This window comes from Mucilaginibacter sp. HD30, from assembly GCF_054061755.1.
Window position 1 is genome coordinate 616,984 of the sequence record NZ_JBSSEO010000001.1, and the last position, 25,424, is coordinate 642,407.

Below are 25,424 nucleotides of genomic sequence, written 5' to 3' on the forward strand. Positions count from 1 at the left end.
TTACTGTTAAATATCTGCACACGGGAGGTGCTGAATTGGCAGGATAGCGGTCTATTGGTATAAATACTGAAGAAAATTTTTTTATCGTGTGAGCATACAAAGTTTATCAGGTTTAGCACATACTTGCCTACACCTGTTAAATTTCCTTGCAGTAACCTGCCATCTACGCCGATCTTTATCATTAAACGCTGATTAACTGATCTTCTACTTTTTCAAGAGCTGTTAAAAAATATTCACCCCTGGCCACTTTCTTTTGCAAACGGGCGACATTCATCTTCATTGCCTGGTAATCATCTAAGTTAACATCTATGCTCTGCAAATCATTTAGACGGTTAACCAACAAGCCTATTTTGTGCTGATTTACAAAATCTGCTATAGCAGCAGTTGTAGGTACAATAACCGGTAGCCCTGCTGCAATGTATAGCGAAAGTTTATGTGGGTTGTTGTATTTTAAATAGTTACCTAACACGTCGTCCATTTTATCAATATCATCTCCGTCCCATACAAGGCCAAAATCGCCATGCAGCTCGTTTACAATTTGAGCAGGAGAAAATTCTCCATGCCAGGTGGTATTGGTCTTAGTATCTGAGGGTGTATAGTTTGGCCCATAAAGGTTGAATTTCCAATTGCTTATCATATCTAACGAATTTACAAATTTGCTCTTTCCCAAATTACCGGCGTACGCTATACTGTTGGAAAACGCAGCGTTACTTTTTTGTGGGACCATTTCAAAGATGTAATCAAATAGCTGAAGCGCTACCATTTTTGTAGTAACACCATTCATGCTAAGCCATTGTTTCATTTTATTGTTATGAACAATGATGCTGCTATAGTAATTTAAGTTCTTTAACTCGGTAGCTACTGCTGACCTTTCTTTACCTCCTAAACGTAAAGATTCGATGTCGTGAATTACGCAAAAGAATTTTATGTTTTTTGAGCGTGCAGCAATGATGAAGTATTTAAATACATTGTTTAGCATTGGGTATTGTGTGCCAACCAACGCGCGATGCTTAACTCCCAATAAAAAGCTAAGCACTCCCTTTAATACCGATATATAGAATTTAATCCCACGTTCGGAGTTGTTATTGAAGGTAAGCATATGGTCAGCATAACCTTTTTCACTGAATAGCCTGCTGCAATCAAGCACCGCTTTTGTTGCAGCCGAGTTATTGGTTTTGCTGTTATATTCAAATATGCTGAAATGATACTTAGCTACCCGTGTTGGCATAACTGGATTGAATAGTGGATGCATTAGAAACGTCGCCAAGGCAGGTTTTAACCTTTTTAAGTGCAGAGCCTATTACCTGGTGCATATCATAGTATTGATACTCTGCAAGGCGTCCACCAAAAATTACGTGCTCTTCTTGTGATGCTAACTCTTGATACTTTTTATAAATTCCTGAATTTTTTGCGTCGTTTACAGGATAATAGGGTTCCTTTTCAGCCGACCACTCCATTGAATACTCCTTTGTTATTACTGTTTTAGGTTGTGTACCAAACTCAAAATGCTTGTGTTCAATAACCCTGGTGTAAGGAACTTCGCGCTCGGTGTAATTTACAACTGCATTGCCCTGGTAGTTTTCTACGTCATGTACCTCATGTTCAAAGCGCAAGCTTCGATATTCCAATTGCCCATATCGGAAATCATAATATTGGTCTATTTTGCCCGTAAACACCACTTTCTCGGCAATGGAATCCCAGTAGCTGCGGTTCTCAAAGTAATCAATGTTCAATTTTACCTCAATATTTGCTAGTAAGCCATCTAAAAGTTTGTTATATCCGCCAATGGGTATCCCTTGATACTTATCATTGAAATAGTTATTGTCATAAGTAAACCTAACGGGTAATCGTTTGATAATAAAAGCCGGGAGTTCAGTTGCCAATCTTCCCCATTGCTTTTCGGTATAGCCTTTAATCAGTTTTTCATAAATGTCTGTTCCAACTAATGATTGTGCCTGTTCTTCTAAATTTTGAGGTTCTTTAATGTTCAGTTTTTCTACCTGTTGTCGTATTTTTTCCTTAGCCTCCGCTGGAGTACGCACTTTCCACAGTTGATAAAATGTATTCATGTTAAAGGGCAGATTATACATCTCATCCTTGTACACGGCTAGCGGGCTATTGGTATAACGATTAAACTCTACAAACGAGTTTACGTAGTCCCAAATTGCTTTATCATTAGTGTGAAAAATATGGGCACCATAAGTATGCACATTAATCCCTTCAACATTTTGGCAGTGCACGTTACCGCCTGCGTGCGCGCGCCTGTCAATAACCAAGCAGGTCTTACCTCTCTTATAGGCCTCGTGTGCAAATACAGCTCCGAATAAGCCAGACCCGACAATTAAATAGTCATATGTAAATTTTGATCCCATTTGTCAAAAAGATTTTACCGGCCTTAATTTTACCTTGGTACGACTTATGAAAAAATTAGCGCAATCATTTATCTCATATAAATGGCCTAAAACTTTATAGGCCAGCTTAAGAGATTGCGTAATCGACGAGGTTTGTTTTGTGACGTATAATATGTATGATAAGATAACATTACCGAAATGTGCTTTGTCAAAGTAAGCTACATTGTTATTAGCAATAGTGAGTTTTTTGAGCCATATAAGATATTCCTCCAATTCCAATAGTTGCAGGTGGCCGACTTGAACCATGCCTAACTTTCTATGCATAATCAGTTCGCGTTGACTGAAATTAATGCCTAATTTATTCAGGAAAATACTGTATATGTTAAAATGAATACTATCTAAAACGGCTTTGTTACTCTCTTTAAAGACTGATACGTTGGTGTCATGTATACGGTATTTTAACAACACAGTCGGGATATTGGCAAACTTTACCTTATCTATTAGCCTAACCCACAGTCCGTAATCCTCTGCGTTGGTATACTGCTCATCATAAACCGACGCATTTGCTTGAAGCACATCCCTGCGGAACATAATTGATGGATGAAACATTGGGTTGACGAAGAACAGCCGCACTTTTATGTGCTCATGCTCAATTGCTGCCCGCATCACTTTATTTTCTGCGCCAAAGGTTTCTACCCATGTGCCGCAAATGCCGATTGTGGGATTGCTTTCTAAAAAAGCCACCTGCTTTTCCAGCCTTTCAGGATGCGAAATATCGTCTGCATCCATCCTTGCTATATATTCACCATGTGAAAGTTGAATACCCTTATTAAGCGTTTTCACTACTTTTAGGTTGGCTTTATTACGGATTACCCTTACACGAACGTCACTATTAAACTGAGTCAAGATATCTGGAGTAGCGTCGGTCGAACAATCATCAATAATTATTAACTCAAAGTTTGTATAAGTTTGATTGAGTATACTTCTTACAGCTTCTTTCAGAAATTTCTCGCCATTAAACACGGGCAAGATCACACTTATCTTAATTTTTTGAATCTCCATTGATATAACTTTAATTCAAACAATATCTTCAATAGATAGTTTTGAATAAATATAGAATTTTAATACTAAAACAATAATTACATTCTTTAAAACATAAAGCGTACAACTGAAATGATAAGAATAGCGATATTAGTACTGGCCCATAAAAATCTGCCGCAATTAGACCATCTGTTAGGAAGACTTTGCCAAGATTTTGACGTGTACCTTCATCTGGATAAAAAATGGAACATTGACGAAAATCATTTTAAGAAATACGATAACGTTTACCTGACCGAAAGATATACCATAAACTGGGGGAGCTATCAGCAAGTGCAGGCTGACGCTGCTTTGTTTACCATGGCTTTTAAAAAAGATTATGACTATTACTTGCTGATAAGTGGACAGGACATACCCATAAAATCAAACCTGCAGATAAAAGAGTTTATCGCACAAAACAAAGGCAAAAGCTTTGTCGATTACGAAGCGTTTCCTAAAAAAGCATGGCAGAGGGATTTTGAAGGTGGATATTCGAGGGTTAGTTATTATTATGGCTTTGACTTTAACAAGGATTTACGGGGACTTATATTAAAGAAATCCTTCGCGGTAGTACGGTTATTACAAAAAATAACAGGCTTTAAAAGGACGTTGCAGCCGCTCAAGTACTATGGCGGATGGAATTGGGTAAACATTAACCGACAAGGTATGGCGCACATTATTAACTACTTAGAAAAGCATCCGGAGTTTTTAAAATCATTTAAATATACGTTATGTGGCGACGAAGTATGGATACAAACGGTACTGCTAAACTCAAAGAACAAAGTAACTAACAAAGAACTGCGTTATACAGACTGGAAGGGTTGTGTCGAGAATCCGCGAACGTTAACCATGGAACATCTGGAAGAGATAAAAGCATCTGACGCGTTGTTTGCAAGAAAATTTGACAGCGATGTTGACAATGAAATTATTTCACGGGTGTATGAAATGACTGAAGAAAAACTTGACGTACCTGTGGAGAATAACTTGATCGCTTAGTAAGCGCCTACAACATCTTGTTTATCTAATACCTGAGTTGTTGATCTATCAAATTTAATACTTGTTCGCCGAGATCTATATCGAACTTGCGAGCGTATAAAAAGTTGCTTTGTTGCGCCTTAATTTCATATAGGTCTTCAGTGGTAAAGGTAACGGGTAAAACTTCATTTTTCCGCGTCCAATTGGCGTACGTTAAGCACGCCTTAATTGGTGTGTCAGTGGGTAATATGCATTTAATAATGGATTGAAAAAAAAATTCGTCAGGAACAAGGCTATCCCTATGATACTCAATGTAATCAGGGTGTTGATTTAAAAAGCTCATAATAAGTTGCATGGTTTCTGCGGTAAGCGCCCACCACTGGTGGCCCCCATAGGGCATTAAATATGTGGGAAAGGTTCTTTTTCGCAACAGCTTTTTTAAAAATGAAAAGTGACCACGTATTATAAGTTTACCTAGCTCTTTTATGTAAAACGCGTTGTAAAACTCTTTTTCCAGCAATGAAGGAAAAAGAACAAAATCATAACGACTGGGTGATTTACGAAAAAGGTACTTGTCTATTCGCCCTAAGCCATACGGCGATGGCCACCATGGTTTAGATGGAACAGTAAAGACGTCGATATATTCGGTGCCATAGTTGTCGCTAAGCAAAGTGTGGATATAAGCTGGGCTCTTAACGGGGTAATCTTGCCCGCTTAATAATATGTTATAGCTTTTTTGGCTAAAGTTTGGAATTATAGCGATAGTATTAAGCGTTGCCTCTACCAACTCAAAACCGCCCCATTGGCCTGCAATACGTTTATCATCAGGAACAAAGAAAACGTTGGCAAAATCAATCAGTTGTTCTTTAAACGGTGTTATATCTATCTTTTTATCTATGTGTAAAAAGAAACTGGTGTGGTTATCCAACAGTGACTCTATCAGTCTTTTAACCTGCCTGGGAGATTTATGTATTAATATCAGATAATTTATATGCATATCACTCCTTAAACATGGCAGGTTCGCGCAGTTTTAAAACATCTAATATCTTTATGTAAACCTTTCTCATTATTTCTTTCAAATTACGATCGGGATACTGGTAGTGTTTAAAAGGAGTAAGCTTTATATAATCCCAATACAGCGATTTATAAGGATGATCGTGTACATACAGCCATGGTTTGGCCAAGCCTGCATAATGGATAACCGCTGGCGTTACAGGTAATTTCCTTCTCAGGTGAAGCGCATTGTATGTATCACTCATTGGTTGCCAATCTTTATAAAAATACATATTCAATATATCCTGATCCCACCAGGCCAGCCGCTCCATATATTCATTAGCGATATCAATAAACTTGGCCGATAGCCCGTTTATACGCCAAGCACTGACATTTATCAGTAAAACACCGGCATTAAAATACCTCGTAACTGGAAAGCCCATTGCATTAAGGCGTGCAACGTGCGTTGTTACCTCCACATCGTCGACCGCTAAAAGATACTCATCGTCTTTAAACTGATGCAATGCAAGTTCTCTTAGCGAACCTGCAACCACTACATCTGCATCTAAAAACAAGGCCTTTTCTACTGATTGCGGCAATATCTCTGTAATTAACAACCTAAAGTATACGGCCTTTGAATAATGAAGCGATATTCTGTAATTGTTAAAAATGCTGTTATCAACTTTAATAAGTTTTAACTCTATTTGGTAATTATCGCGAAAGAAAGACGCTGTGTTATTCAATGTAGCCGCGTCTTCTATATCATGAAGCACATAAATATCAAGAGAAATATCTTTATTGTTCTCTAGCAGCGATACAAGGGTAACAGTAAAATGTTGAACGAACCGGTCATCAATTGTAAAAACAACGCTAAGTGAAGTATTCATATATTTGTAGTGTTAAGCTATTTCCACTTAGATAATTTTACCGGGTGAATGTATAGCGTTTTGGGCGGAAAATTATTGAATAAGCTATCCAGCGCACTGTTGTATTCCTCTTCCATTTGTTTTGTTTTAGCTGCGTTCCACAGTGTAAGTCCGTTATAGTGTAGGTCTTTCTCCTGAACCACCTTTTTAACCGCCAAAAGCAATGCAGTGGGTATAGCAATCTCCACAAACAGATCAAGCGCGGCCATAATGCCGGCATAATGGGTAAAGGTTTCAACACTATTACCTGGAATAATAACGATATCCGAATACGAACCCACCATTGGATAATGAATGGTGCGCCGCTTTTCGTTATTAAGTTTATAATTATTTATAAAACAGTTGGCTACGTGGGTTGCATAAGTTTTAACATCGGTAATATTCTCGGCCCCCCATGCGGGGTAATTTACGGTTAGCAGCTCTTTATCCAACACCGGTTTAAAGGCATAACCATGCTGAAGTAACAATGAATAAGCCTGCTCAGGCGTTGGGAGCTCATTTTGTATCTCCATGCCGTTTTTTTGCGGGCGAAAATTGACAGCATTTAAATTCCAGAACCAATGCGGCGCCTTCCGCATAAGTCGCCGTGGCGTAACTTCGTCATGCAATAAAAAAACCTCCGGGATAAAACCATCATCAACACCAAGGTTGAAGTACTCGGTGTAGTTTCGCTCGTTAATTTCCGGGTTCAGAATTAAATCATCCCCAATTATTATGTAATGTTTCATTCCGGAGCGTTTAATTCTTTGTAAAGCCTGTGCTATATATCCTTGAAAGTAGAATGAGTTTTCATAGACACTTATCACCTCAGGCTCGTTGCCTTTATAAAAAGGCATAATAAAATATATACTACTAAAACGCCCGGAATAGATTTGCCGTAACCGGGGCACGTTTCGTTCAAACTTGTGATTAAACAATATGATTAATACTACCTCCATTTTATCCGTTTCTGTTAACCGCCATAATTAGTTTTTGATAATCTGAGCTTTTTCAAATCAAATAATGTAATGAGGAACTGATTCTTAAATAATGTGAGATGGAGACCTAAAAAACTAAGAGCATAAACGCCAACGGTTATAATTAGCAAAAAAAGCGAATGTACCGTTCCTCGTATTAATACGCCAAATGACAATGATATTATCAAGCTAAAAGTGATAAGTGTCAAAAGTGAACCGTCAAAAATAATTTTAGTTCGCTTTTTGGCGGAGAAGTAGACATACATGCAAACCGCTACTTCGGCGGCAACACAAGCCATTGCAGCTCCAAGATGTTTAAAGTGGGGTATTAGTGAGAAATTTAATACCAGGCTTATTATCAAGCCGACAATGGTAGCGTGCAAGATGCGTTTCTCGTGTCCAATTGGCATTAAAAATTGGGATCCTAATACATTGCAAAAACCAATTATTAACGGCACAATCGATAAAATTTGCAGTGCGCCAATTGTTTTAAGGTACTTGTTGCCTGCTATTACCATTAATATCTCTTGCGGAAAAACCAAGCAGAAACCTGCAAAAGGAATGGTTAATAAGAAAACGATATTGCTGGATTTTTTGATCAATTCAACAATAGCTTCCTTATCGTCCTTAACGAACAAATGAGCCACTTTAGGGATTAGCACAACGCCAATGCTTCCTACAACGGTCCAAAACATTTTAACCAATTTTAAAGGCACCGTGTATAAACTTACGGTACCCGGATCTGTAAACAAACCAAGTATTATGGTATCAAGCACGGTGTAAACGCTGATAGAAATGTTTATGCTAAATAAAACCAGCAAAGATTTTAAATGCGGCTTGATGCTTAATGTGCCGATAAATGGCTGATAAAATTTGCGCAGAAAATAGATGAAATTCCATGCGGCATTCAAAAAAATGGTCAGGGCGGATATTAGATAATAAACGTTATGGTCATCAGTAGCTTTTACGAATAAAAAGATGCTAATAACATTAAGCAGTTTAGTAAACAGTGAGCGACTGGTGATGTAGCCGAAGTTTTCAGTGCCCTGGAAAAACCAGTCGATTGAAAATGAAGAAGCTATTATAATGATGCAGGCTATTTTGACAAGGCCGTAGTTGCTGTGAACAGCAGGGATATAAAATTGAATAACCAAAAATACCACCGAAAAAAACACGGAAAGGCAAAGCTGGAAACCGGCTAATTCAACAACTAGCTTTGAATAACGTGCGGGCTCATCCTTCACCTTGGCAATCTCCCTAATGCCATAAAATGGTATGCCAATGCTAGCAAATGTTAAAAAGTAACTTGTAAATGCATCTATAAAAGATATGCGACCGTAACTATCATTTGACAAAGTGTGCGTAATATACGGGAAGGTAATTAGCGGAAAAAGGACGTTTGATGACGTTAAGATCAGGTTACTGACCATGTTTTTTCGTATACCCATTGTGTTTTAGCTGTATGTATCGGTGATCTTTTTTACCAGGTCCATGCTGCTTTTTATACAGACATCCATATTATAATACTGCCATTCGCCAAATCTTCCTAGGGGATACACTTTATTTTCAGTCAGGTAATTTTTAATTCTTACTGTTGAGCCTTCGTAATTGTCATCAAACACTACATAAGCATGATCAGAGACATTATAGTCAATGGGCCGGATTAGAAAAGGGTCTTTTTTACCGTTTTCCACCATTTCATCATATGTTTTCTCGCCGACTACTTCTGTTATACTATAATTGCCTTTCGGACTAAAAAAGTTACCGATGTGAATATAGCGGTGAAAAAAGTTACCCGATTCGGGCACATACGTCCAGGTTCTTTCAGTGGGTTGGGTTTCCCACAACATGGTAGTCACTTTGTTGTACTTTAGTTTCTTTGCCTCTGCTAATATATTTTCCGGAGCATTTGTAATTAGCGTGGGGGCGATGTTTAAAGGGAGGGTGCTAACAACTATATCGTACTCCCTCTCTTTATTGATAATCCATTTATTACTATTGTTATTATACGTTAAATCGGTAACTTGATAATTATAAACAATAGATAGGCCTTCTGCCAGGCTATCAATAAATGTATTTTGATTGTTCGTGTCAGGATAAAAAAAGCTTGAATGGGGCATCATATCGCTTTCATTGCTTATTAGCCCCTTAAAAAACGACTTTTTATCGGGTATTGGCAGCTTACCTTCCACCCAGGCAGGACTCATTTCAACAGGGGGTCTGTTCCATATTTTGGTGTTGTATGGTATAAAATAGATGTCGGCTAAAGTGTCGCCAAACTTTTTACGGAACCAGTCTTCCAAGTTTTTATAGTCATAATCATCGCTTGCACCTAAAAAATCGGTAGTAATGTTCATCGCCAATTGCGGATCAAATGTGAAGATCTGCTGAATAGCGTACTCTATTGGATAACTCACTTCATTTCCCTGCATTTTTATGACGGCATCACGTTGTACATTGTGCCATTTGTCCTTTGGTAATACGGTTTCAAAAACAAAGTCCATCACTTCAGGATACTTGGAATTAAAGCAATGGCCCCCAACCACATGATAAGCTACACCGTTAGAATTCTTGGTGCGGGCAATGCCGCCGTGTATGCTATTCCGCTCCAAAATTTCTACATCGAACTTATCTCCAACTAATCTGGCAAAACTTAATCCCGATACTCCTGCTCCTAAAACACCTATTTTCATCCGTTTCTTTCTATTTAAATGCCTTGTTTTGAAACACTCTTTTATACCATGACCTTTCCTCAGTTGGTTCTTCATAGTAACCGTACCCGCCGTTATATCTTTCGCCCTCCGCAGCAATGGCGTTGAAGATGATGCTCATGTTTTTGAATTTTCTTCGTACAAAGAATCTGTTGATAATCTGAACATCTTTTTTTAATGTGTATTTATCACGAACAATAAACATTGTTGCTTCCGCAAAACGCTCCAGAATTTGCGCATCGGTAACTAAGCCAATCGGTGGTGCATCAAACAAAATGTGATCAAAATCCATCCTCAATTGATCAATTAACAAATCAAGCTTATTGCTGATCAGCAATTCAGCAGGGTTAGGTGGTATAGTTCCGCAGGTGATTATAAAGTATCCAGGCTGTTGCACAACAGGCTGAATAATTGTTTCACGATTCAGCTCACCGGTAATAAAGTCTGACAGGCCTAACCTGTTTTCAATATTTAAATTAGTATGAAGCTTAGGCTTACGCATATCCAACTCAATAATCAACACCTTTTTGCCGGTAGCGGCCAAACTTGCACCAATGTTTAGCGACACAAACGATTTACCTTCGCCGCTTACACTTGAAGTAAACAAGATGGTTTTAGGAGCGATATTCCCGGATTCTGCACTCAAGTTGGTTCTGAGTGAGCGTATTTGCTCCGCTACTATTGAACGCGGTCGCTCGGTTACAGGTAGGGCGGTTTTATCTCTTGAATAAGATATCTCTGCTATAACCGGGACGGATGTAATTCTTTCAATATCACGTCGCGCAGTAATCCTATAGTTAAGCACATCTTTAATAAACAAGACTACTACAGGAAAAATTAATCCTAAAAATAAAAATACCAGGTAAGAGATAGTTTTTTTAGGACTTACGGGATGTTTGCCGGATCTTGGCGTATCTACCACATGAGAACTGGAAATATTAGAAGCCAGTGCAAGCGATGTTTCTTCTCGTTTTTCAAGCAAATAAATAAATAAGTTGTTCTTGATATCCTGTTGTCGCATCACGTCAATAAGGCCTCTTTCCTTTGCGGGTACTTTTTGCATAACTGACTCAAACTGATTACCCTTTGTTTGCAACCTGTTTCGTGTAATCAATAAGCCCGATTTGATATTCTGAACCCCGGCATATACAGATTTTTTTAGCAAGGATATCTGGTCATCAATGGATTGAATAATCGGATTACCCTCAGGTATGGTCCGCAAAAGGCTTTGTCTGTTATTTAATGTTTCACTCAACTGCCTTACCAAGCCGTTCAAGGTGGGGTCATCCAGATTGAGAGTAGAGGGTAAGCCTGTATTCTGTTTGCCCTGCAGGTAATTCTCAAGGTCTTGTATTACATTTAATTGTATTAAAACGCGGTTTAGTGTCGCATCGTTCTCCCGTTGGCTTTCCAGGTAAATGCGAGATTGGTTGCTGATGTCTGTTATGTTGTTACTTGATTTGTACTGTTCGACATTCTTCTCCACGCCGGTTAATTCTCTGGCAATCGAATCTATCCGCTCCTCAATAAATCTCAAACTCACCGAGGTTATCCTGTTTTTATCATCAATTGAATTAATGTTATAGACATCTATCAGTTTGGTAATAAAGTCCTTACCACGCTGCGGCACAGCATCCTTTAAACTAAGCACCAGTATAGAGCCTTGTGAAGATGCTTGCTCAACCGAAAGCGAGCCGTTGTAATAATCTATAAGGTCTTCTATGTCATTAACTTGCAGCAAAAGGGTTTTCCCAATATATTTATTAAGGCTTTTACCCTGAGTGAAAATAAACGAACCATAGGGTGTGGATACAAGCGTGTTAAAGTGATACGTCTTACCGTCAATACTAAAATCAGTGGCAGAGACAGGTGTTAACTCTATATAATCTTCAAAGGCGCTTGCCTTTGGCTTAACCAGATTAACTCTCAGTGGCGAATTAGCATAAAGATCTACCTTGTTAAGGTTCTCTTTGAATAAAACGTTTGTTTCTAAATGCAAATCTTTTATCGTTCTTTCTAAAAAGGTAGACGACTTTAGCAGCTCAATTTCATTATCTAAGACTTTTCCTGACGAAAACAAGTCAAATCCGTTTAAACTGGCTGCAGTTGGTGCATTACCCGTGTTAGCTTTTGCATTATCCCTGATAAGTAACTTCCCCTTGATTTCGTACATGGGGGGTTGAAATAGGATGTAAATAAATCCAATTAAAAGAAATGTCAGTACGGACAGTACAAACCAATACCAGTGAGATAAATATCGGGACAGTATATTATTCAGATCGAAGGAATCATTTTCTTCCACCGGGACTGAGGATACGGAACTATGGGAAGCCATATTGGTTAAAAACGATTATAATTAATTGCGGAACGTTTGAAATACTACTATTAAAAGAGAGAGCCCGCTAAAAACAACCGGCAGTAATGCATTCGTACGGTCGGTTTGTGCGCTTCTGGCCTTTACAGGCTCTACATATACAATATCATTTGGCCGCAGGTAATAATACGGTGAGGTGAAAATTTCACGTTTAGTTAAGTCGACATTTGCAAATTGTTTAACGCCCATCTCCTCTCTTATTATCATAATATTGGTACGTTTACCATAAATGGTGAGGTCGCCCGCCATAGTCAGTGCGTCAGGAAGTGAAATTCTCTCGTTCGGGATTACGTATGATGCAGGCCGATTAACCTCCCCAAGTACAGATATTTTAAAATTTAGTAACTGAACGTTAACTATAGGCTCTTTGAGGAGGTTGGTTAACTTACTTTTTATCAGGTTTCGGGCTTGCGATGTAGAAAGACCTCCAAGCTTTAAGGCCCCTATTAAGGGTATCTCTACCATCCCATCATCATCAACTATATATCCGGCTGCGCCGTTGCGGGCAAGCCTAACCGCTGAGTTTGCATCGAAATTAGTTCCAACTGCAGTTGCGGGATCTTGCGAGATGTTGCCGCCTGCATAGGGGTTAAAAAAGCTGCTCGCTGCCGGATTTAGCGACGTAACATAGATGGATAAAATATCTCCGGGCTGAATTTTTACAACATAAGCCGCCGGCAGGTTGATACTATCGCCTTGCCCGGCTGCCTTTTGAAAATACGTTATACTTTTGGGGCTGCCGCACGACGATAACAAGAATGTAGTTACCACAATGAATGCTATATAAATCTGTAAATTTTTGATCATGCCAATTTATCGGTTTGGTTGAATTTGTCAATTATAAACTGATGTTTTAATGGAACTATAACATTTTTGTACAAAAATTGTTTATTTCATAGTTACAAATTGAATATTTCTACTTTAATTAAAATATCGGGCGCTAATTTGCGAGGTTCCTCCTGCAATGTGCGCTTTGAGTTGTCTTTGATGATGAAGTCAAAATCTGAACGTCATACCTAACTGAGCGTGGAGGTTATATACTGAATTATTAGGAACGTAATATTGGCCGGGTGCGTAGTTATTCAATATCCATTGATAATTTAGCGATTGCACACCTTGAATTTTACCGCTGAATAGAACGTTTTTATAAGTCCATTCTCCTTCTAAAGCCATGACCAGATCAACCCACCTTCGACTACCGCTGCTTAAGTCGGGCAGAAACGCCTGTTGAAAGTCGACATCGTGCTCATACCGTTCAAAGGATACGCCGATCCTTTTTAATTTAGATACCCAACTAACTTCTGCTGATTGGATATTGCCGCCGGGTCCGGTGCCGGCACCAAGCACCTGGCCTAAATGTGTATGCCCATCTCTAACCGCACTATGTATGTACAGAAGCCCTTGCTCCCTTATTGATCTTTCTGCATGTTGTGATAATTGCGTTATCTCCCCGCCTATCAAAATATGCCCGCCGAAGGAGCTATTGACTGGTATCATTTTTCGCAAACCGAACACGTAGCCTCTGGAGTGGTCAGGCGCGCCTATAAAATCTCGCACGTTATAAGAATTATCACCTAAACCATACTCAAAATAAATTTCGGCCTGCGCTTTCGCAAATAACCATCTGGCGTAAAAGGATGTGAGCTGGTCGCGCGGATAAGGATCTCCCTGCGGCACGCCATCGGCGTCGTTAGTTGCAGCTTTTGCAAAGGGCGTAAAAAATGGTAAGTATCCGCCAAAGCCCTGCACATCCTTTTTGTACGCATTAAATGTTCTGGCCATTCCTAACGTCAGTCCAGGTATCCACCTTGGGTGATAGTTAATATTGTAACCGGTAAAGTAACGCCAGTCATCAGGTTTGGCATTAAATAGATTGGTGCCGTCTTGTAGTGCATTTGTTGTTAACGGAGATAATCCCGAGCCTTCCAGGCGCCCCCCAATGATTTGTCCTTCAAAATGTCCCAGGAATGTTTTGACGGGACGTATGGTATTTAGGGTAAGGTGCTTAAAACCGGGCGCATTGTTGCTTAATATCAAAGCGTTTTTAATGCCTGGCCCCCACCATAAGCTTTCATTAGATAGCCCCGCTGATATAGGGCCAAAAGTTAACCTTATGCTACTTTGGCCCCAAAAGGCCTTTTTATAAGGGCCGATACCGTGACGCTCAGGATCGTCAATTAAATTATGGAATGAATAATAATATTTAAGGTCTAATTCGTCATGCCCTGATGCATATCCATTAAAGTTTTGATTGGCTGCATATACATATTCGGGTCTGAATTGTATGCTTAGCGGGCCATATTTAAAAAAGAAACCACCGCTAATCATGGTTTGGTAACCTTTAGCCGGAATCATGGCACCATCATTCCAGCCGTATGGATGATGGGAATTATATTGTTGCTGCCATGTAAGCGGCAAAATGTGGAAAAAGCCATGTCGTTTAGCAAACGAAACCGGTTTTGCTCTTACCCAGTTATTTTGCTCTAATTGTGTATCTGGATCAAACATGTCATTACCTTCAGAAGACACGGCAGGAAATAATGGGCGTACAGTAAATGAGATATTGGAATCGACCTCACCAAGCAATTGCATGCGCCTGTAGTAATCATTTAATAAAAGCGTCCCTACCGGGATGGTTTGTGCAGCAGCTTTATTTGTAAATAAAGTAGCCGAAACTTGAAGTATAATAAATACGGTGAAAATTTTCTTCATAGTGCTTATTAACAGAATTGATAATAATTCTGCTTTATCCAACTGAATCATCATCCCAGAATTCGCTATTATACTTGGGACGCTGTGCAGATTAATGTTAACTGGGGCTCAGCGCTTAATTCAAGCAACGTTGCTAACTTGTAATATATAAAATCAACTAACTGTATTCCAAATTATCGTATATAACGAATTTAATTCTACAAAGTTTAATTTTATTTATCATAACAAAAAATTGTCGATAGATGTTGCTAAGTATTGGTCAGCTTAACTGATAGATAACCCAATGCACTGTTATAAAACCTGGTTATCACCGGTCGGGACAAAAGGAAGATCAAAAAAATGGGAAATGCAATGATCACTAAGTCACGCCAAAGGTTTTGATGCCACAAGGGAAACCGCCTGGCAAATGATGCTACCAAAAATCCGTGAAAGATATAAACGGTTAGCGTTCTTGAACCGAGAGAAGTAAATCGCGTCGACACGGAAGGGGTGAGAACAACAATTGATACACCGATTAATAATGCTGATGCCATTAATGTGGCACGAAGAAGGAAGCCAGCACCATTACTATAACCGATTCTATGATAAGGGTCCATCCAGAATAATATATTAAGGCTAAAGTCAAAGTGCGAGGAAATATAAATTATTACTGACAACAGCAATAAACCGAAGAAGGCCAGGTATTTCTGTTTGTGTATAGAATATAAAGTAGACGCTTGGCAAACTGTTCCCAGAATAAAGAATGGCAACAGCGCCATGGTTCGGCTCAAAGACAGCGTATCGCCTATTACGTGGCTAAATCCGGCAGTTAACGATATTATGAAACTTATTATAATATAATGTTTAACAATCCTCAGTACAGGCAATATAATTTTCCAAAAGAACAAACTAAGTAAATACCAAAGATGGAAAGAAGGCGAAAGAATATCGACATTTAATACCCCCGAATGAACGAAGTCTTTTAAACGCCAAAGCAAACAAAAAAGGATATAAGGGATAAGAGTGCTGGTAAGTGTTTTACTTGCATTTAAACTAGCTGATTTTGAGAGATACCCGGATACAAAAACAAACAGGGGCATGTGAAAGCTATATATACATATAAATATTACTTTGAAATAGGCTGCCTGATGGATATATGGTTCAATAAAATGGCCAACTACAACAGTGATAATTAGGAATGCCTTTAAATTATCAATAAGACTGTCCCTGCCGAGTTTCGTAGTTTGTGAATCCATACTTAACAACTGTAGATTATTTGATGTTTCGAACGAGTTGCGTGTTTAATAGAAGGGTCAACAAACGACGTACACTTCCTGATTTAAAAATGTCAACTCGAATATTTTGTTTCATTGACGATAAAATTATAAAAATACTTAATTGGAATGTGTTGCAGAAACTCAGGGGTACGGATAATTTTCTGACAGATTTTAGCTGCAACATGTATTCGCGCTTTTAAAAGCAGAGGGTCACTGGTTCGAACTCAAAAACAGCCCCTGCCGCACCGGCAAATTGCGATTTTCACCGCTTATTGTTTAATTTCCATAAGTCTGAAAGCGCTTTAATATCTGAATCAAAATAGCCGCAAGCACGCAGTAATAACCTAAACAGAACAGGAGCAATGCCATATTTATTTTTAATAAAAAAACAAACAGAACGGGCATGTTTTAAGATTTAGGTTTTTCGATAAGGTTAATACTTTCTTGTAGTTCGCCAGCGGTTATTTTCTTTTCTTTAGCGAAGAAAGTCACCCGGTTTTTTATACTAATTGCCAAAATACATATCCACGAATCCGCTCATAAAGCGCTTTTTATAATCTTAATGTATTTCAAACTCTGGTGCCGAGGTTGCCAGCAGGGTGTTGTCAGCGGTTAAAATATCGCCGCGCCAAGTTTCGATGGTCATATACTTAGCGGACATTGAGTATTCCTTACTCCGCCAATGTGGAGATTCCGCTGAAATTGACCACCCAATTCCGATTTAAAGTGACCACCCATTCCGGGTTCAAACTGACCAAGTTAATCCGGCGCAAACTGACCACCCCTGATTTTGAAACTCATGCCGTCAGATCACCCCTGTGATTCATAAAGGCTGTTGAAATAAAAAGAAAGCCCTGGAGGTCTCCGTAGAGCCAGCTGGCTTGAGATAGTTCCAGAAGATCAATTGAAGGCGCTGTGGCGCTTTATATCGCTCCAAAATATACTCGATCCAGAGTGGAAGGTGAGTCAAAACGCTAACAGATTAAAAGGAATTTAGAAAAGGAGTATCAGAAGAAAAAAAGCAGAATGCCTATCTTCGGTCATGCTGCTTCAGCATCTGCTGCATTTCTTTGCCAACAAATGGGTGGTCAATTTTGCAACGGAATAGGGTGTAACATATTGCCGGAACGTCCAAATTACGCACCTATTTGTTGCGATTTGATGAATAAAATGATCATTTCGTCAAAATAAAAAGCCTGCAATCGTTTGATTTGCAGGCTTTTAGTCTGTTTTGACATTGAATTCAGTGGAGCCGGAGGGATTCGAACCCTCGTCCAAACATGGTATAAGGTAAGCTTTCTACATGCTTAGTTCTGTTAAATTGTAGGGAAGGGGAAGGTCAGTAACTCACCTATACCTTCTTCCGTAGGTACTGTTTCTCGTTTGCCTTCCGTACCACCGGCAAACCAGTTTCATCTTTCGATGCCCCTGATGCCGGCCCGATGAAACGGAAAACCGGCGGGACAAAAGCTATGCTAATTCTAAATTAGGCAGCTAAGGCGTAGTTATTTTCGCCATTTGTAAGTTTGAACGTTCAGATTTAAGCGCTAGTCGTACAACGCGCTGCATGCTTACCTACTTATCTCCATCCTGTCAATTCCGGTCGACCCCATTTGTTAGTCGGCAGTTTTTATAGTTGCCAGTTTGCAGACCTCAAATATACGGCTTTTTTAGCCATAGTGATAGCAAAACGCTCATTGCGTTTGCTTTGTTTACAAAATGTTGTTATTATTTTGCAGCAGCCAGTGTCTCGGTAACCTGCCCGCAGGTTAGCATCTGTTTACCGTAATAAGGGTTTTTAATGGCGGCAGTTTCGCTTAGCCAGCTTACCTTTTTCATAGGGCAGTATTGCTGATAAACAGGCAATGCATTAGCCTTAACGGCCTTAGTCACAGTTATCATATTATCAGATAGAATGGCAAAGTAATCGCGCTGTCCGTCTATATCCTTAGCTTCGCTAATGCGGGCTGTACTCAGTGCAATTTTTTTCCAACCAGGTAGCTGCGCGGCAGGTATTTTATCGGTAGGTACTGCTTTTATAGCCGCTGCTAATTCTGTTGCATGTGTTTTTGTAGTTGCTGCATCATCAGCCACCAGATCGTTTTTTAGGGTGAAATAGGCCGCCAATACACCATTCACCGATTTATCCTGCGCGCTGACCGTGCTTATACACAGAACAAGCGCTATCGACAACAAATACAATTTATATAGTTTCATAAATATCAATTACAATAAAAGCTTAAAGCTTTTCGCTTTCAGCTAACTTATTAATGAACGCTTTCTGCTTTCAGCTCCCCGCTTTTAGCCACTCTTCCCGGATACACCTTTAATGCTTCGGCAAGGCAGGTCATTGCTTTTTGCAGATCGTCGTTATTCAATACATAAGCTAACCTAACCTCGTTTAAACCTAAACCCGGCGTACTGTAAAAACCCGTAGCAGGGGCCATCATCACCGTTTGATTTTGGTAGGTAAATTCTTCCAGCATCCACTGGCAAAACTTATCAGAGTTATCAATTGGTAGCTGCGCCATTACGTAAAACGCTCCGCCCGGGTTGGGGCAGTAAACGCCCTCCATTTTGTTAAGGGCACTAACAATGGTATTTCTGCGGCTGTTATACTCCGCTTTTACGTGCTCAAAATATTCATCAGGCGTATCAATAGCAGCTTCGCCGGCAATTTGCTCTACCATGCCAGGGCTTAACCGGGCTTGGGCAAATTTGATAGCGGTTTGCCAGAATTTTTTGTTTTTGGTGATGATACAACCCAAACGCGCCCCGCAGGCGCTATAACGCTTGCTTACAGTATCAATTATCACAACGTTCTCGTCCAACCCATCCAAATGCATAGGCGATACAAAAGGCTGATCGCCGTAAACAAACTCGCGGTAAGCTTCATCAGCAAATAAATACAGATCGTATTTTAATACGAGCGTTTTTAATGCTTCCATTTCGTCGCGCGAGTACAAATAACCTGTCGGGTTATTGGGGCTACAAATAAATATGGCCTTGGTTTTTGGTGTGATATGCTTTTCAAATTCAGCAATAGGCGGCAATGCGAAACTGTCTTTTATATAAGATAAAATGGGTGTTACCACGATATCGCTTTGGCTGGCAAAGCCGTTATAATTTGCGTAGTACGGTTCCGGTACCAACACTTCATCACCGGCATCAAGGCAGGTCATAAACGTGATGGATATAGCTTCAGACCCGCCGGTAGTTACAATTATATCTTCGGGGGTAATGTTGTACCCGTTTCTGTTATAGTATTTGGTTAACTGGTTCCGGTAAGATAAGGTCCCTTCGGATGGTGTATAGGCCCAGACTTTAAAATCTATATTTTTTATGGCGCTGATCATACCTTCGGGTGTTTCTATATCAGGCTGACCAATGTTTAGATGATATACCGTTTTGCCTTCCCGCTTAGCTTTATCAGCAAAAGGGGTTAGTTTACGGATAGGGGAAGCAGGCATTCGCTGCCCCTTTTTGGATATATTTGGCATAAAGGCAAAATTAATAAAAAGATAATACTGTGACGGATTTATACATAACAAAAAAACGGCCTCTGTTACCAGGGCCGTTTTCAAAATATTTTTTGTGACCCTATCTCCCGGTTAAGAGATCAAGGGTGTGGTACTTAAACTCTTAACGTGTGCTTGTTGCCGCCGCTGCCGCTGCAATTACTTCGCCAGATATTACAAGATTTTTTTGTGGGGTTGCAGCATTTGATGTAACCACAATGGCTTTGGTAAAGCCACCTACAGCCGCAGCATTATAGGTAATAGTGATTGTTCCCTTCTCGCCTTTTTTAACAGGGGTTTTGGTATAATCAGCAATAGTGCAACCACAAGTAGGTTGAACGCTGGTTAGTATCAATGGCTGCTCACCAATATTAGTAAACAAAAACTGAGTGGTAACAGGTTTGCCCTGAGGTATTTTACCAAAGTCGTGCTTTTCTTCATTAAACTTAAATTCCGCCTTGGCACCGCCTTGCGCAGCTGCATTAAAAGCGAAGCCTAAAACTACAGCGAAAATTAAAACTAATCTTTTCATAATATCTGTTTGATTATTACAAATATAAAAGGTTTAACCTTAAATCAAAACTAATAGTTACACATTAAGAATAAATACAACGTTTAGGTATACTGATAGAATTTTATAATTTTACAATTCTAAAAAAATATTTATGCCCGAGGCTGCAATTATAGATCACGATAAATTTAACGTTGCTGAGCTTAGCTTTGACGACTTTAAATCTATTGTTATAAATGATTATCGAATAGCTTACGAAAGCAGGCAGGCCAGCTTATTGGGTAGGCGCGAAGTGCTTACAGGCAAGGCAAAGTTTGGCATATTTGGCGATGGTAAGGAAATAGCCCAGTTAGCAATGGCCAAGGCCTTCCGCAAGGGCGACTGGCGCGCGGGATACTATCGCGATCAAACCTTTATGTTTGCTACCGGGATGACCAATATGAAAGAGTTTTTTGCTCAATTATATGCCCATCCTGATACCGAGAAAGAACCAGCATCTGGCGGCAGGCAAATGAATTGCCACTACGGCACCCGCTTTGTTAATGCTGATGGTAGTTGGATTAACCAGGTAGAAGCCATGAATTGTGCGTCGGATATTTCTACCACAGGCGGCTCTATTCCACGGTTGCTGGGTTTGGCCTACGCCTCTAAATTATACAGGCAGAACGAAGAACTTTCTGATTTGACCAATTTCTCTGTTAATGGTAACGAAGTAGCTTTTGGCACAATAGGCAATGGCGCTACATCTGAAGGTTTGTTTTTTGAGGTGTTAAATGCCGCCGGCATATTGCAAGTGCCTATGGCGCTGTCTGTTTGGGACGATGCTTACGCAATTTCGGTTCCGGCAAGTTTGCAGACCGTAAAAGAAGATATATCTGAGGTTGTAAAAGGCTTTCAGCGAGAGACCGGCACAAACGGTGTCGAAATATTTAAGGTACGGGGCTGGGACTATGTTGCCCTTTGCGAAACCTACGAGATTGCGATAAAACTATGTCGGGAGGAGCATGTCCCTGTTTTGATCCATGTTACAGAAATGACCCAGCCGCAGGGCCACTCAACTTCGGGATCGCATGAGCGTTATAAGTCTGAAGAACGGTTAGCGTGGGAGGCCGAGCATGATTGTTTGCTGCAAATGCGCAAATGGTTATTAGAAGCAGCCATAGCAACCGAGGAGGACTTAGAACAATTAGAGGCTATTGCCAAGAAAACTGTACGCGGCTTTCAGCGGGAGGCCTGGAACGAATTAGGCGCCGAAATAAAAACAGATATAGATGAGGCTGCGCGGTTGCTTGACAACCTGGTTAATAACTCGGCCTTTGGCGATGATATACATGTGATTGTAGCAGCGCTGCGCGCCTGTGTAGATCCGGGGAGAAAGGATGCCATAGCTGCTGCCAGAAAGGCTTTGCGCCTAACCGCTACCGAAACTACAGATGCCAGAAAGGCCCTGGCTACCTGGCTTGTTGCAGAAAACGGGAAGAATCACCAGCGCTTCAATACCAAGCTGTTTTCTGATACACCTGAGTCGCCTTTAAAAATTGAAGCCGTGCCTGCAGTATACGAGCCTAACGCCCGTATGTTGGATGGCCGCGAAATACTTAACGCATGTTTTGATGCTAATTTTGAGCGGGACAAAGCTATTGTAGCTTTTGGTGAAGACTTAGGGGCCATTGGTGATGTTAACCAGGGCTTTGCAGGCTTGCAGGCCAAGTTTGGCGATTTGCGTATATCTGATACCGGTATTCGCGAAACTTCCATAATAGGGCAGGGTGTGGGCATGGCCATGCGCGGCTTACGCCCAATTGCCGAGATACAATACATGGATTACCTGCTGTACGGCCTAACCGTTATAAGCGATGATTTGGCCAGCCTTAGCTACCGTACGGCAGGCGGGCAAAAGTCGCCCGTTATTATCCGCACACGCGGACACAGGTTAGAAGGTATATGGCATTCGGGCTCGCCTATGGGTATGATATTAAGTACCATGCGCGGACTGCATATTTGCGTACCAAGGGATATGACACAGGCAGCCGGTATGTACAATACGCTTTTGCGTGGCGATGAGCCGGCGATTGTGGTGGAGTGCCTTAACGGTTACCGCCTAAAAGAAAAGTTGCCTGCTAACGTGGGCGAGTTCACCGTTCCGTTAGGCAAGGCCGAATTAATGCGCGAGGGTAGCGATATCACCATAGTATCTTACGGATCAACATTGCGTATAGTAATGGAAGCTGCTGATGAACTGCAAGAGCTGGGTATTAATGTTGAGATTGTTGATCCGCAGACCTTATACCCTTTTGATACCGAGAACTTATGCGGCAGCTCATTAAGCAAAACCAATAAACTGCTTGTTGTTGATGAGGACCTACCCGGTGCGGCATCAGCTTATATATTGCAAAAGGTTATTGAAGGGCAAAACGGTTATTATATGTTGGATTGCCCACCCAAAACACTTTGCGCCAAGGATCACCGCCCGCCATACGGAACAGACGGTGACTATTATACCAAGCCATCTGTAGATGATGTAATTGAAGCGGTGTACAGCATGATGAGCGACAGCGACCCTGCTAAGTTCCCGCCGATATATTAGCATTTTACGGGAATATAAATATACTTTACAACCCATTTGAACGAAGGACGTTTATATGAGCGAGCACTTCAATACCGTAGCTGAAATAATTAAAAGCCGCCGTAGCGTAAAACCCTTCATGATGAATGGCGGTAAAATTCCGGACGCGCAGGTACAGAGTTTACTTGAACTGGCCGATTGGGCACCCACACACGCCTTAACCGAGCCCTGGCGCTTTATTATTTACGTTACGCCATCCGACTTTTGCCATCAGCATGCCGAGCTCTACAAACAAAACACACCGGCTGTTGAATTTATACAGGGCAGTTATGATAACCTTTATACCCAGGGCGATAAGGTATCGCATATTATAATTACTATAATGCAGCGCGGCAATCTGCCTAAAATACCCGCGTTTGAAGAAATATCGGCTACAGCTGCTGCTATGCAGAATATCCTGTTAGGCGCAACCGCACTCAACATTGCTTCGTTCTGGAATACTGGTGGCATGGTGTTAAAACCCGCTATGCATTCGTTTTTAAACCTGCGCTATGAAGACCTGGTAATGGGCGTTATCTATTTAGGTTATGCCGATGAATATCCCAAGGGCGTACGTAAAGTGCCTTTAAGTGAGAAGGTAGTTTGGAGGTAAGGTCGGTTTTAATTCAACATTTGCTTTTTAAAATAATTCGGACTAACGCCGACCTCTTTTTTAAACAGCCGGGAGAAGTAGGAAAGATTTTCAAATCCCAAAGCATACGCTATCTCTGATACTGATTTATCTTTACCGCGTAGCCTGTTCTTGGCTTCAGAAATTAAATAGATATGAATATGTTCCAGGGCTGTTTTTCCGCTTTCCTGTTTTAAAACATCTGATAAATACCCTGCCGAAATATTCAAACGCCCGGCCATATCATGAACAGATGGCAACCCTTTTATACCTAATAACCCGCTGGCAACATACCGTTCAATTTCCTGATTAAACCTGGTAACGGTTTTACCCGATAGTTCGGTCCGGTTAAGAAACTGCCGTTTATAAAAGCGCTGGCTGTATTTCAGTAATGCATCTACGTGGGCCAAAATCAGCTCGCGGCTGTATTCATCCTGATTATTGGTATATTCTGTTTCTATTTTGCGGTAAAGGTCCCATATTGTTTTTTCTTCGCTGGGCGATAAATGCAGCGCCTCATGGGTCTCGTAATCAAAGTAATGATACTTTTTGATCTCATCGTGCAACGTATGCCCGTTTAAAAAATCTTCGTGAATGAACATAAGAAACCCGTCTTCCTCTAACTCTATATTTTTTAATTCGATGATTTGCTGCGGTTTAAAAAACATCATAGAACCATTTTCATGGTCATATTTGGTACGGCCATAAAGGATAACACCGGCAATCATTTTTTTAAAACCCACCATATAAAAATCACTGGTAAACTCCCGGTTGCCAAATGCGCATACACCCTTGTTATTACACTGGTAAATACTAAACAGTGGGTGCTCAGGCGGCGGAAAACCATTATCCTTATGCAACTCTATCAAACTTTTATAATGTTTCATGCTCAAACCAAAGCTAATAAACCACAAGCTATATAAAATCTTATATAGCTTGCGGTTCTATTTTTTAAATGATATTTTAATGACCGTGCGCTTCTACCGCAACTTCCTTCCATGCCTCAAAGTCAGCCACCCGCTCCGCGTACACTTGCTGCGCCATGGGGTAGGCTACTTTACCCAGCAAAAAGTGCAATGGTGGGTTCTGGCTGTCTATCAGTGCAAGTACAGCTTTAACTGTTGCCTCGGGCTTACCCCAGCTTTCCGCCGGCGCACCTTCTGCAAATGCCTTTTTAATTGGCGCATAAACCTCGTTGGCTTCTGTTTGGAAAGCAGAAGCGCCCGACCAATCTGTTGAGAAACCATTAGGTTCTATCAGGCTTACTTTTATGCCGAAGCTTTTAACCTCGGTAGCCAAAGTTTCGCTTAACCCGTTTACTGCATATTTAGAGGCATTATACAAGCCCAATACCGGTAAACTTACCAAACCTAATACGCTTGACACCTGGATAATATGTCCTGATCCTTGTTCGCGCATAATTGGAACAACAGCTTGTGTAACCCAAAGCAGGCCAAAAAAGTTGGTTTCCATTTGGGCACGCGCCTGTTGTTCGGTTGTTTCTTCTATGGCTCCAAATAAACCATAACCTGCGTTATTGATCAGTGTATCAATACGGCCGAAGTGTTGTTTTACGCGCTTTACAGCTGCAAAAACGGCGTCATGATCATTCACATCCAGTTGCACAGGGAATACTGCATCGCCATAAGTTGCTACTAAATCGGCTAAATCTGCTGTGTTTCTTGCAGTGGCAGCTACTTTATCGCCGCGTTCTAAAAGGGCCTTAGCCCAAATTTTACCAAAGCCGCGTGACGCTCCGGTAATTAAAATTATTTTTGACATTGTGTTTTTTATTTGTTGATATCAAAGGTATTACCTTTAATACCGT

20 protein-coding genes and 1 other RNA gene are annotated in these 25,424 nt (G+C 40.5%); 3 read left to right on the forward strand and 18 right to left on the reverse strand.

Annotated elements, in window-relative coordinates:
• Positions 1-181: 181 nt before the first annotated feature.
• Genes ACVW2L_RS02965 through ACVW2L_RS02975 form a run of 3 tightly spaced genes read right to left on the reverse strand, consistent with a single transcriptional unit; the run spans position 182 to position 3,413 of the window.
• Positions 182-1,228: a hypothetical protein gene (locus ACVW2L_RS02965; protein WP_457126465.1), complete on the reverse strand. Its 1,047-nt coding sequence runs from the start codon at positions 1,226-1,228 to the stop codon at positions 182-184.
• Positions 1,209-2,372, reverse strand: coding sequence for a UDP-galactopyranose mutase (glf, locus tag ACVW2L_RS02970; RefSeq protein ID WP_457126466.1), 1,164 nt, complete (start codon positions 2,370-2,372; stop codon positions 1,209-1,211). Before glf ends, ACVW2L_RS02965 begins: the two co-directional genes overlap by 20 nt.
• A gap of 3 nt (positions 2,373-2,375) precedes the next feature.
• On the reverse strand, positions 2,376-3,413 hold the full coding sequence (locus tag ACVW2L_RS02975) for a glycosyltransferase family 2 protein (RefSeq protein WP_457126467.1): 1,038 nt from the start codon (positions 3,411-3,413) through the stop codon (positions 2,376-2,378).
• Positions 3,414-3,524: 111 nt separating this feature from the next.
• On the opposite strand from ACVW2L_RS02975, the gene ACVW2L_RS02980 reads away from it, so the two are divergent.
• Positions 3,525-4,424, forward strand: coding sequence for a beta-1,6-N-acetylglucosaminyltransferase (locus tag ACVW2L_RS02980; protein WP_457126468.1), 900 nt, complete (start codon positions 3,525-3,527; stop codon positions 4,422-4,424).
• Positions 4,425-4,449: 25 nt separating this feature from the next.
• On the opposite strand, the gene ACVW2L_RS02985 is transcribed toward ACVW2L_RS02980, so the two are convergent.
• The 13 genes from ACVW2L_RS02985 to ACVW2L_RS03045 all read right to left on the reverse strand — a co-directional run bounded on the left by ACVW2L_RS02985 (position 4,450) and on the right by ACVW2L_RS03045 (position 20,381).
• The gene (locus ACVW2L_RS02985) at positions 4,450-5,400 is read right to left on the reverse strand and encodes a beta-1,6-N-acetylglucosaminyltransferase (RefSeq protein ID WP_457126469.1); all 951 of its coding nucleotides are present in this window, start codon (positions 5,398-5,400) and stop codon (positions 4,450-4,452) included.
• Position 5,401: 1 nt separating this feature from the next.
• Entirely contained in the window at positions 5,402-6,283 is an 882-nt protein-coding gene (locus tag ACVW2L_RS02990; RefSeq protein ID WP_457126470.1) for a glycosyltransferase family 8 protein, read from the reverse strand.
• A 17-nt stretch (positions 6,284-6,300) separates the two neighbouring features.
• On the reverse strand, positions 6,301-7,050 hold the full coding sequence (locus ACVW2L_RS02995) for a hypothetical protein (protein WP_457126471.1): 750 nt from the start codon (positions 7,048-7,050) through the stop codon (positions 6,301-6,303).
• Positions 7,051-7,274: 224 nt separating this feature from the next.
• Positions 7,275-8,726, reverse strand: coding sequence for a flippase (locus ACVW2L_RS03000; protein ID WP_457126472.1), 1,452 nt, complete (start codon positions 8,724-8,726; stop codon positions 7,275-7,277).
• A 6-nt stretch (positions 8,727-8,732) separates the two neighbouring features.
• Positions 8,733-9,971 carry a protoporphyrinogen/coproporphyrinogen oxidase gene (locus ACVW2L_RS03005; RefSeq protein ID WP_457126473.1) on the reverse strand — a complete coding sequence of 413 codons (1,239 nt, stop codon included), beginning with the start codon at positions 9,969-9,971 and terminating at the stop codon, positions 8,733-8,735.
• A 10-nt stretch (positions 9,972-9,981) separates the two neighbouring features.
• On the reverse strand, positions 9,982-12,324 hold the full coding sequence (locus ACVW2L_RS03010; protein WP_457126474.1) for a GumC family protein: 2,343 nt from the start codon (positions 12,322-12,324) through the stop codon (positions 9,982-9,984).
• Between the two features lie 21 nt (positions 12,325-12,345).
• Positions 12,346-13,170, reverse strand: coding sequence for a polysaccharide biosynthesis/export family protein (locus ACVW2L_RS03015; protein ID WP_457126475.1), 825 nt, complete (start codon positions 13,168-13,170; stop codon positions 12,346-12,348).
• A gap of 189 nt (positions 13,171-13,359) precedes the next feature.
• Positions 13,360-15,075, reverse strand: a complete 1,716-nt coding sequence (locus tag ACVW2L_RS03020) for a capsule assembly Wzi family protein (RefSeq protein WP_457126476.1) — start codon at positions 15,073-15,075, stop codon at positions 13,360-13,362.
• A gap of 248 nt (positions 15,076-15,323) precedes the next feature.
• A complete protein-coding gene (locus ACVW2L_RS03025) occupies positions 15,324-16,310 on the reverse strand; it encodes an acyltransferase family protein (RefSeq protein WP_457126477.1) in 987 nt (328 codons plus the stop codon).
• Positions 16,311-17,575: 1,265 nt separating this feature from the next.
• Positions 17,576-17,942, reverse strand: a transfer-messenger RNA (tmRNA) gene (gene ssrA, locus ACVW2L_RS03030).
• 117 nt (positions 17,943-18,059) lie between these two features.
• Positions 18,060-18,548: a DUF3347 domain-containing protein gene (locus ACVW2L_RS03035; protein WP_457126478.1), complete on the reverse strand. Its 489-nt coding sequence runs from the start codon at positions 18,546-18,548 to the stop codon at positions 18,060-18,062.
• A gap of 50 nt (positions 18,549-18,598) precedes the next feature.
• Complete coding sequence (locus tag ACVW2L_RS03040; RefSeq protein ID WP_457126479.1) at positions 18,599-19,831, reverse strand: pyridoxal phosphate-dependent aminotransferase; 1,233 nt, start codon at positions 19,829-19,831, stop codon at positions 18,599-18,601.
• A 142-nt stretch (positions 19,832-19,973) separates the two neighbouring features.
• Positions 19,974-20,381 (reverse strand): DUF1573 domain-containing protein, encoded by a 408-nt coding sequence (locus ACVW2L_RS03045; RefSeq protein WP_457126480.1) that lies wholly within the window; start codon positions 20,379-20,381, stop codon positions 19,974-19,976.
• A 133-nt stretch (positions 20,382-20,514) separates the two neighbouring features.
• Here ACVW2L_RS03045 and ACVW2L_RS03050 point away from each other — a divergent pair, with 133 nt between their 5' ends.
• Both ACVW2L_RS03050 and ACVW2L_RS03055 read left to right on the forward strand, forming a co-directional pair.
• A complete protein-coding gene (locus ACVW2L_RS03050; RefSeq protein ID WP_457126481.1) occupies positions 20,515-22,947 on the forward strand; it encodes an alpha-ketoacid dehydrogenase subunit alpha/beta in 2,433 nt (810 codons plus the stop codon).
• Between the two features lie 55 nt (positions 22,948-23,002).
• Positions 23,003-23,578: a nitroreductase family protein gene (locus ACVW2L_RS03055; RefSeq protein WP_457126482.1), complete on the forward strand. Its 576-nt coding sequence runs from the start codon at positions 23,003-23,005 to the stop codon at positions 23,576-23,578.
• 8 nt (positions 23,579-23,586) lie between these two features.
• Here the strand turns inward: ACVW2L_RS03055 and ACVW2L_RS03060 are convergent, their stop codons facing one another.
• Together ACVW2L_RS03060 and ACVW2L_RS03065 are read right to left on the reverse strand one after the other, a co-directional pair.
• A complete protein-coding gene (locus ACVW2L_RS03060) occupies positions 23,587-24,483 on the reverse strand; it encodes a helix-turn-helix domain-containing protein (protein WP_457126483.1) in 897 nt (298 codons plus the stop codon).
• A gap of 76 nt (positions 24,484-24,559) precedes the next feature.
• Entirely contained in the window at positions 24,560-25,378 is an 819-nt protein-coding gene (locus tag ACVW2L_RS03065) for an SDR family NAD(P)-dependent oxidoreductase (RefSeq protein WP_457126484.1), read from the reverse strand.
• Positions 25,379-25,424: the final 46 nt, after the last annotated feature.

Bases quoted from the DNA above. Each gene is read 5' to 3' on its own strand.
- ACVW2L_RS02980 (WP_457126468.1), top strand. From the start codon at position 3,525: ATGATAAGAATAGCGATATTAGTACTGGCCCATAAAAATCTGCCGCAA.
- ACVW2L_RS03015 (WP_457126475.1), bottom strand. From the start codon at position 13,170: ATGATCAAAAATTTACAGATTTATATAGCATTCATTGTGGTAACTACA.
- ACVW2L_RS03055 (WP_457126482.1), top strand. From the start codon at position 23,003: ATGAGCGAGCACTTCAATACCGTAGCTGAAATAATTAAAAGCCGCCGT.
- ACVW2L_RS02985 (WP_457126469.1), bottom strand. From the start codon at position 5,400: ATGCATATAAATTATCTGATATTAATACATAAATCTCCCAGGCAGGTT.
- ACVW2L_RS03010 (WP_457126474.1), bottom strand. From the start codon at position 12,324: ATGGCTTCCCATAGTTCCGTATCCTCAGTCCCGGTGGAAGAAAATGAT.
- ACVW2L_RS03000 (WP_457126472.1), bottom strand. From the start codon at position 8,726: ATGGGTATACGAAAAAACATGGTCAGTAACCTGATCTTAACGTCATCA.
- ACVW2L_RS02995 (WP_457126471.1), bottom strand. From the start codon at position 7,050: ATGAAACATTACATAATAATTGGGGATGATTTAATTCTGAACCCGGAA.
- ACVW2L_RS03045 (WP_457126480.1), bottom strand. From the start codon at position 20,381: ATGAAAAGATTAGTTTTAATTTTCGCTGTAGTTTTAGGCTTCGCTTTT.
- ACVW2L_RS03050 (WP_457126481.1), top strand. From the start codon at position 20,515: ATGCCCGAGGCTGCAATTATAGATCACGATAAATTTAACGTTGCTGAG.
- ACVW2L_RS02975 (WP_457126467.1), bottom strand. From the start codon at position 3,413: ATGGAGATTCAAAAAATTAAGATAAGTGTGATCTTGCCCGTGTTTAAT.
- ACVW2L_RS03040 (WP_457126479.1), bottom strand. From the start codon at position 19,831: ATGCCAAATATATCCAAAAAGGGGCAGCGAATGCCTGCTTCCCCTATC.
- ACVW2L_RS03005 (WP_457126473.1), bottom strand. From the start codon at position 9,971: ATGAAAATAGGTGTTTTAGGAGCAGGAGTATCGGGATTAAGTTTTGCC.
- ACVW2L_RS03025 (WP_457126477.1), bottom strand. From the start codon at position 16,310: ATGGATTCACAAACTACGAAACTCGGCAGGGACAGTCTTATTGATAAT.
- ACVW2L_RS02990 (WP_457126470.1), bottom strand. From the start codon at position 6,283: ATGAATACTTCACTTAGCGTTGTTTTTACAATTGATGACCGGTTCGTT.
- ACVW2L_RS03065 (WP_457126484.1), bottom strand. From the start codon at position 25,378: ATGTCAAAAATAATTTTAATTACCGGAGCGTCACGCGGCTTTGGTAAA.
- ACVW2L_RS02965 (WP_457126465.1), bottom strand. From the start codon at position 1,228: ATGCCAACACGGGTAGCTAAGTATCATTTCAGCATATTTGAATATAAC.
- ACVW2L_RS03060 (WP_457126483.1), bottom strand. From the start codon at position 24,483: ATGAAACATTATAAAAGTTTGATAGAGTTGCATAAGGATAATGGTTTT.
- glf (WP_457126466.1), bottom strand. From the start codon at position 2,372: ATGGGATCAAAATTTACATATGACTATTTAATTGTCGGGTCTGGCTTA.
- ACVW2L_RS03035 (WP_457126478.1), bottom strand. From the start codon at position 18,548: ATGAAACTATATAAATTGTATTTGTTGTCGATAGCGCTTGTTCTGTGT.
- ACVW2L_RS03020 (WP_457126476.1), bottom strand. From the start codon at position 15,075: ATGAAGAAAATTTTCACCGTATTTATTATACTTCAAGTTTCGGCTACT.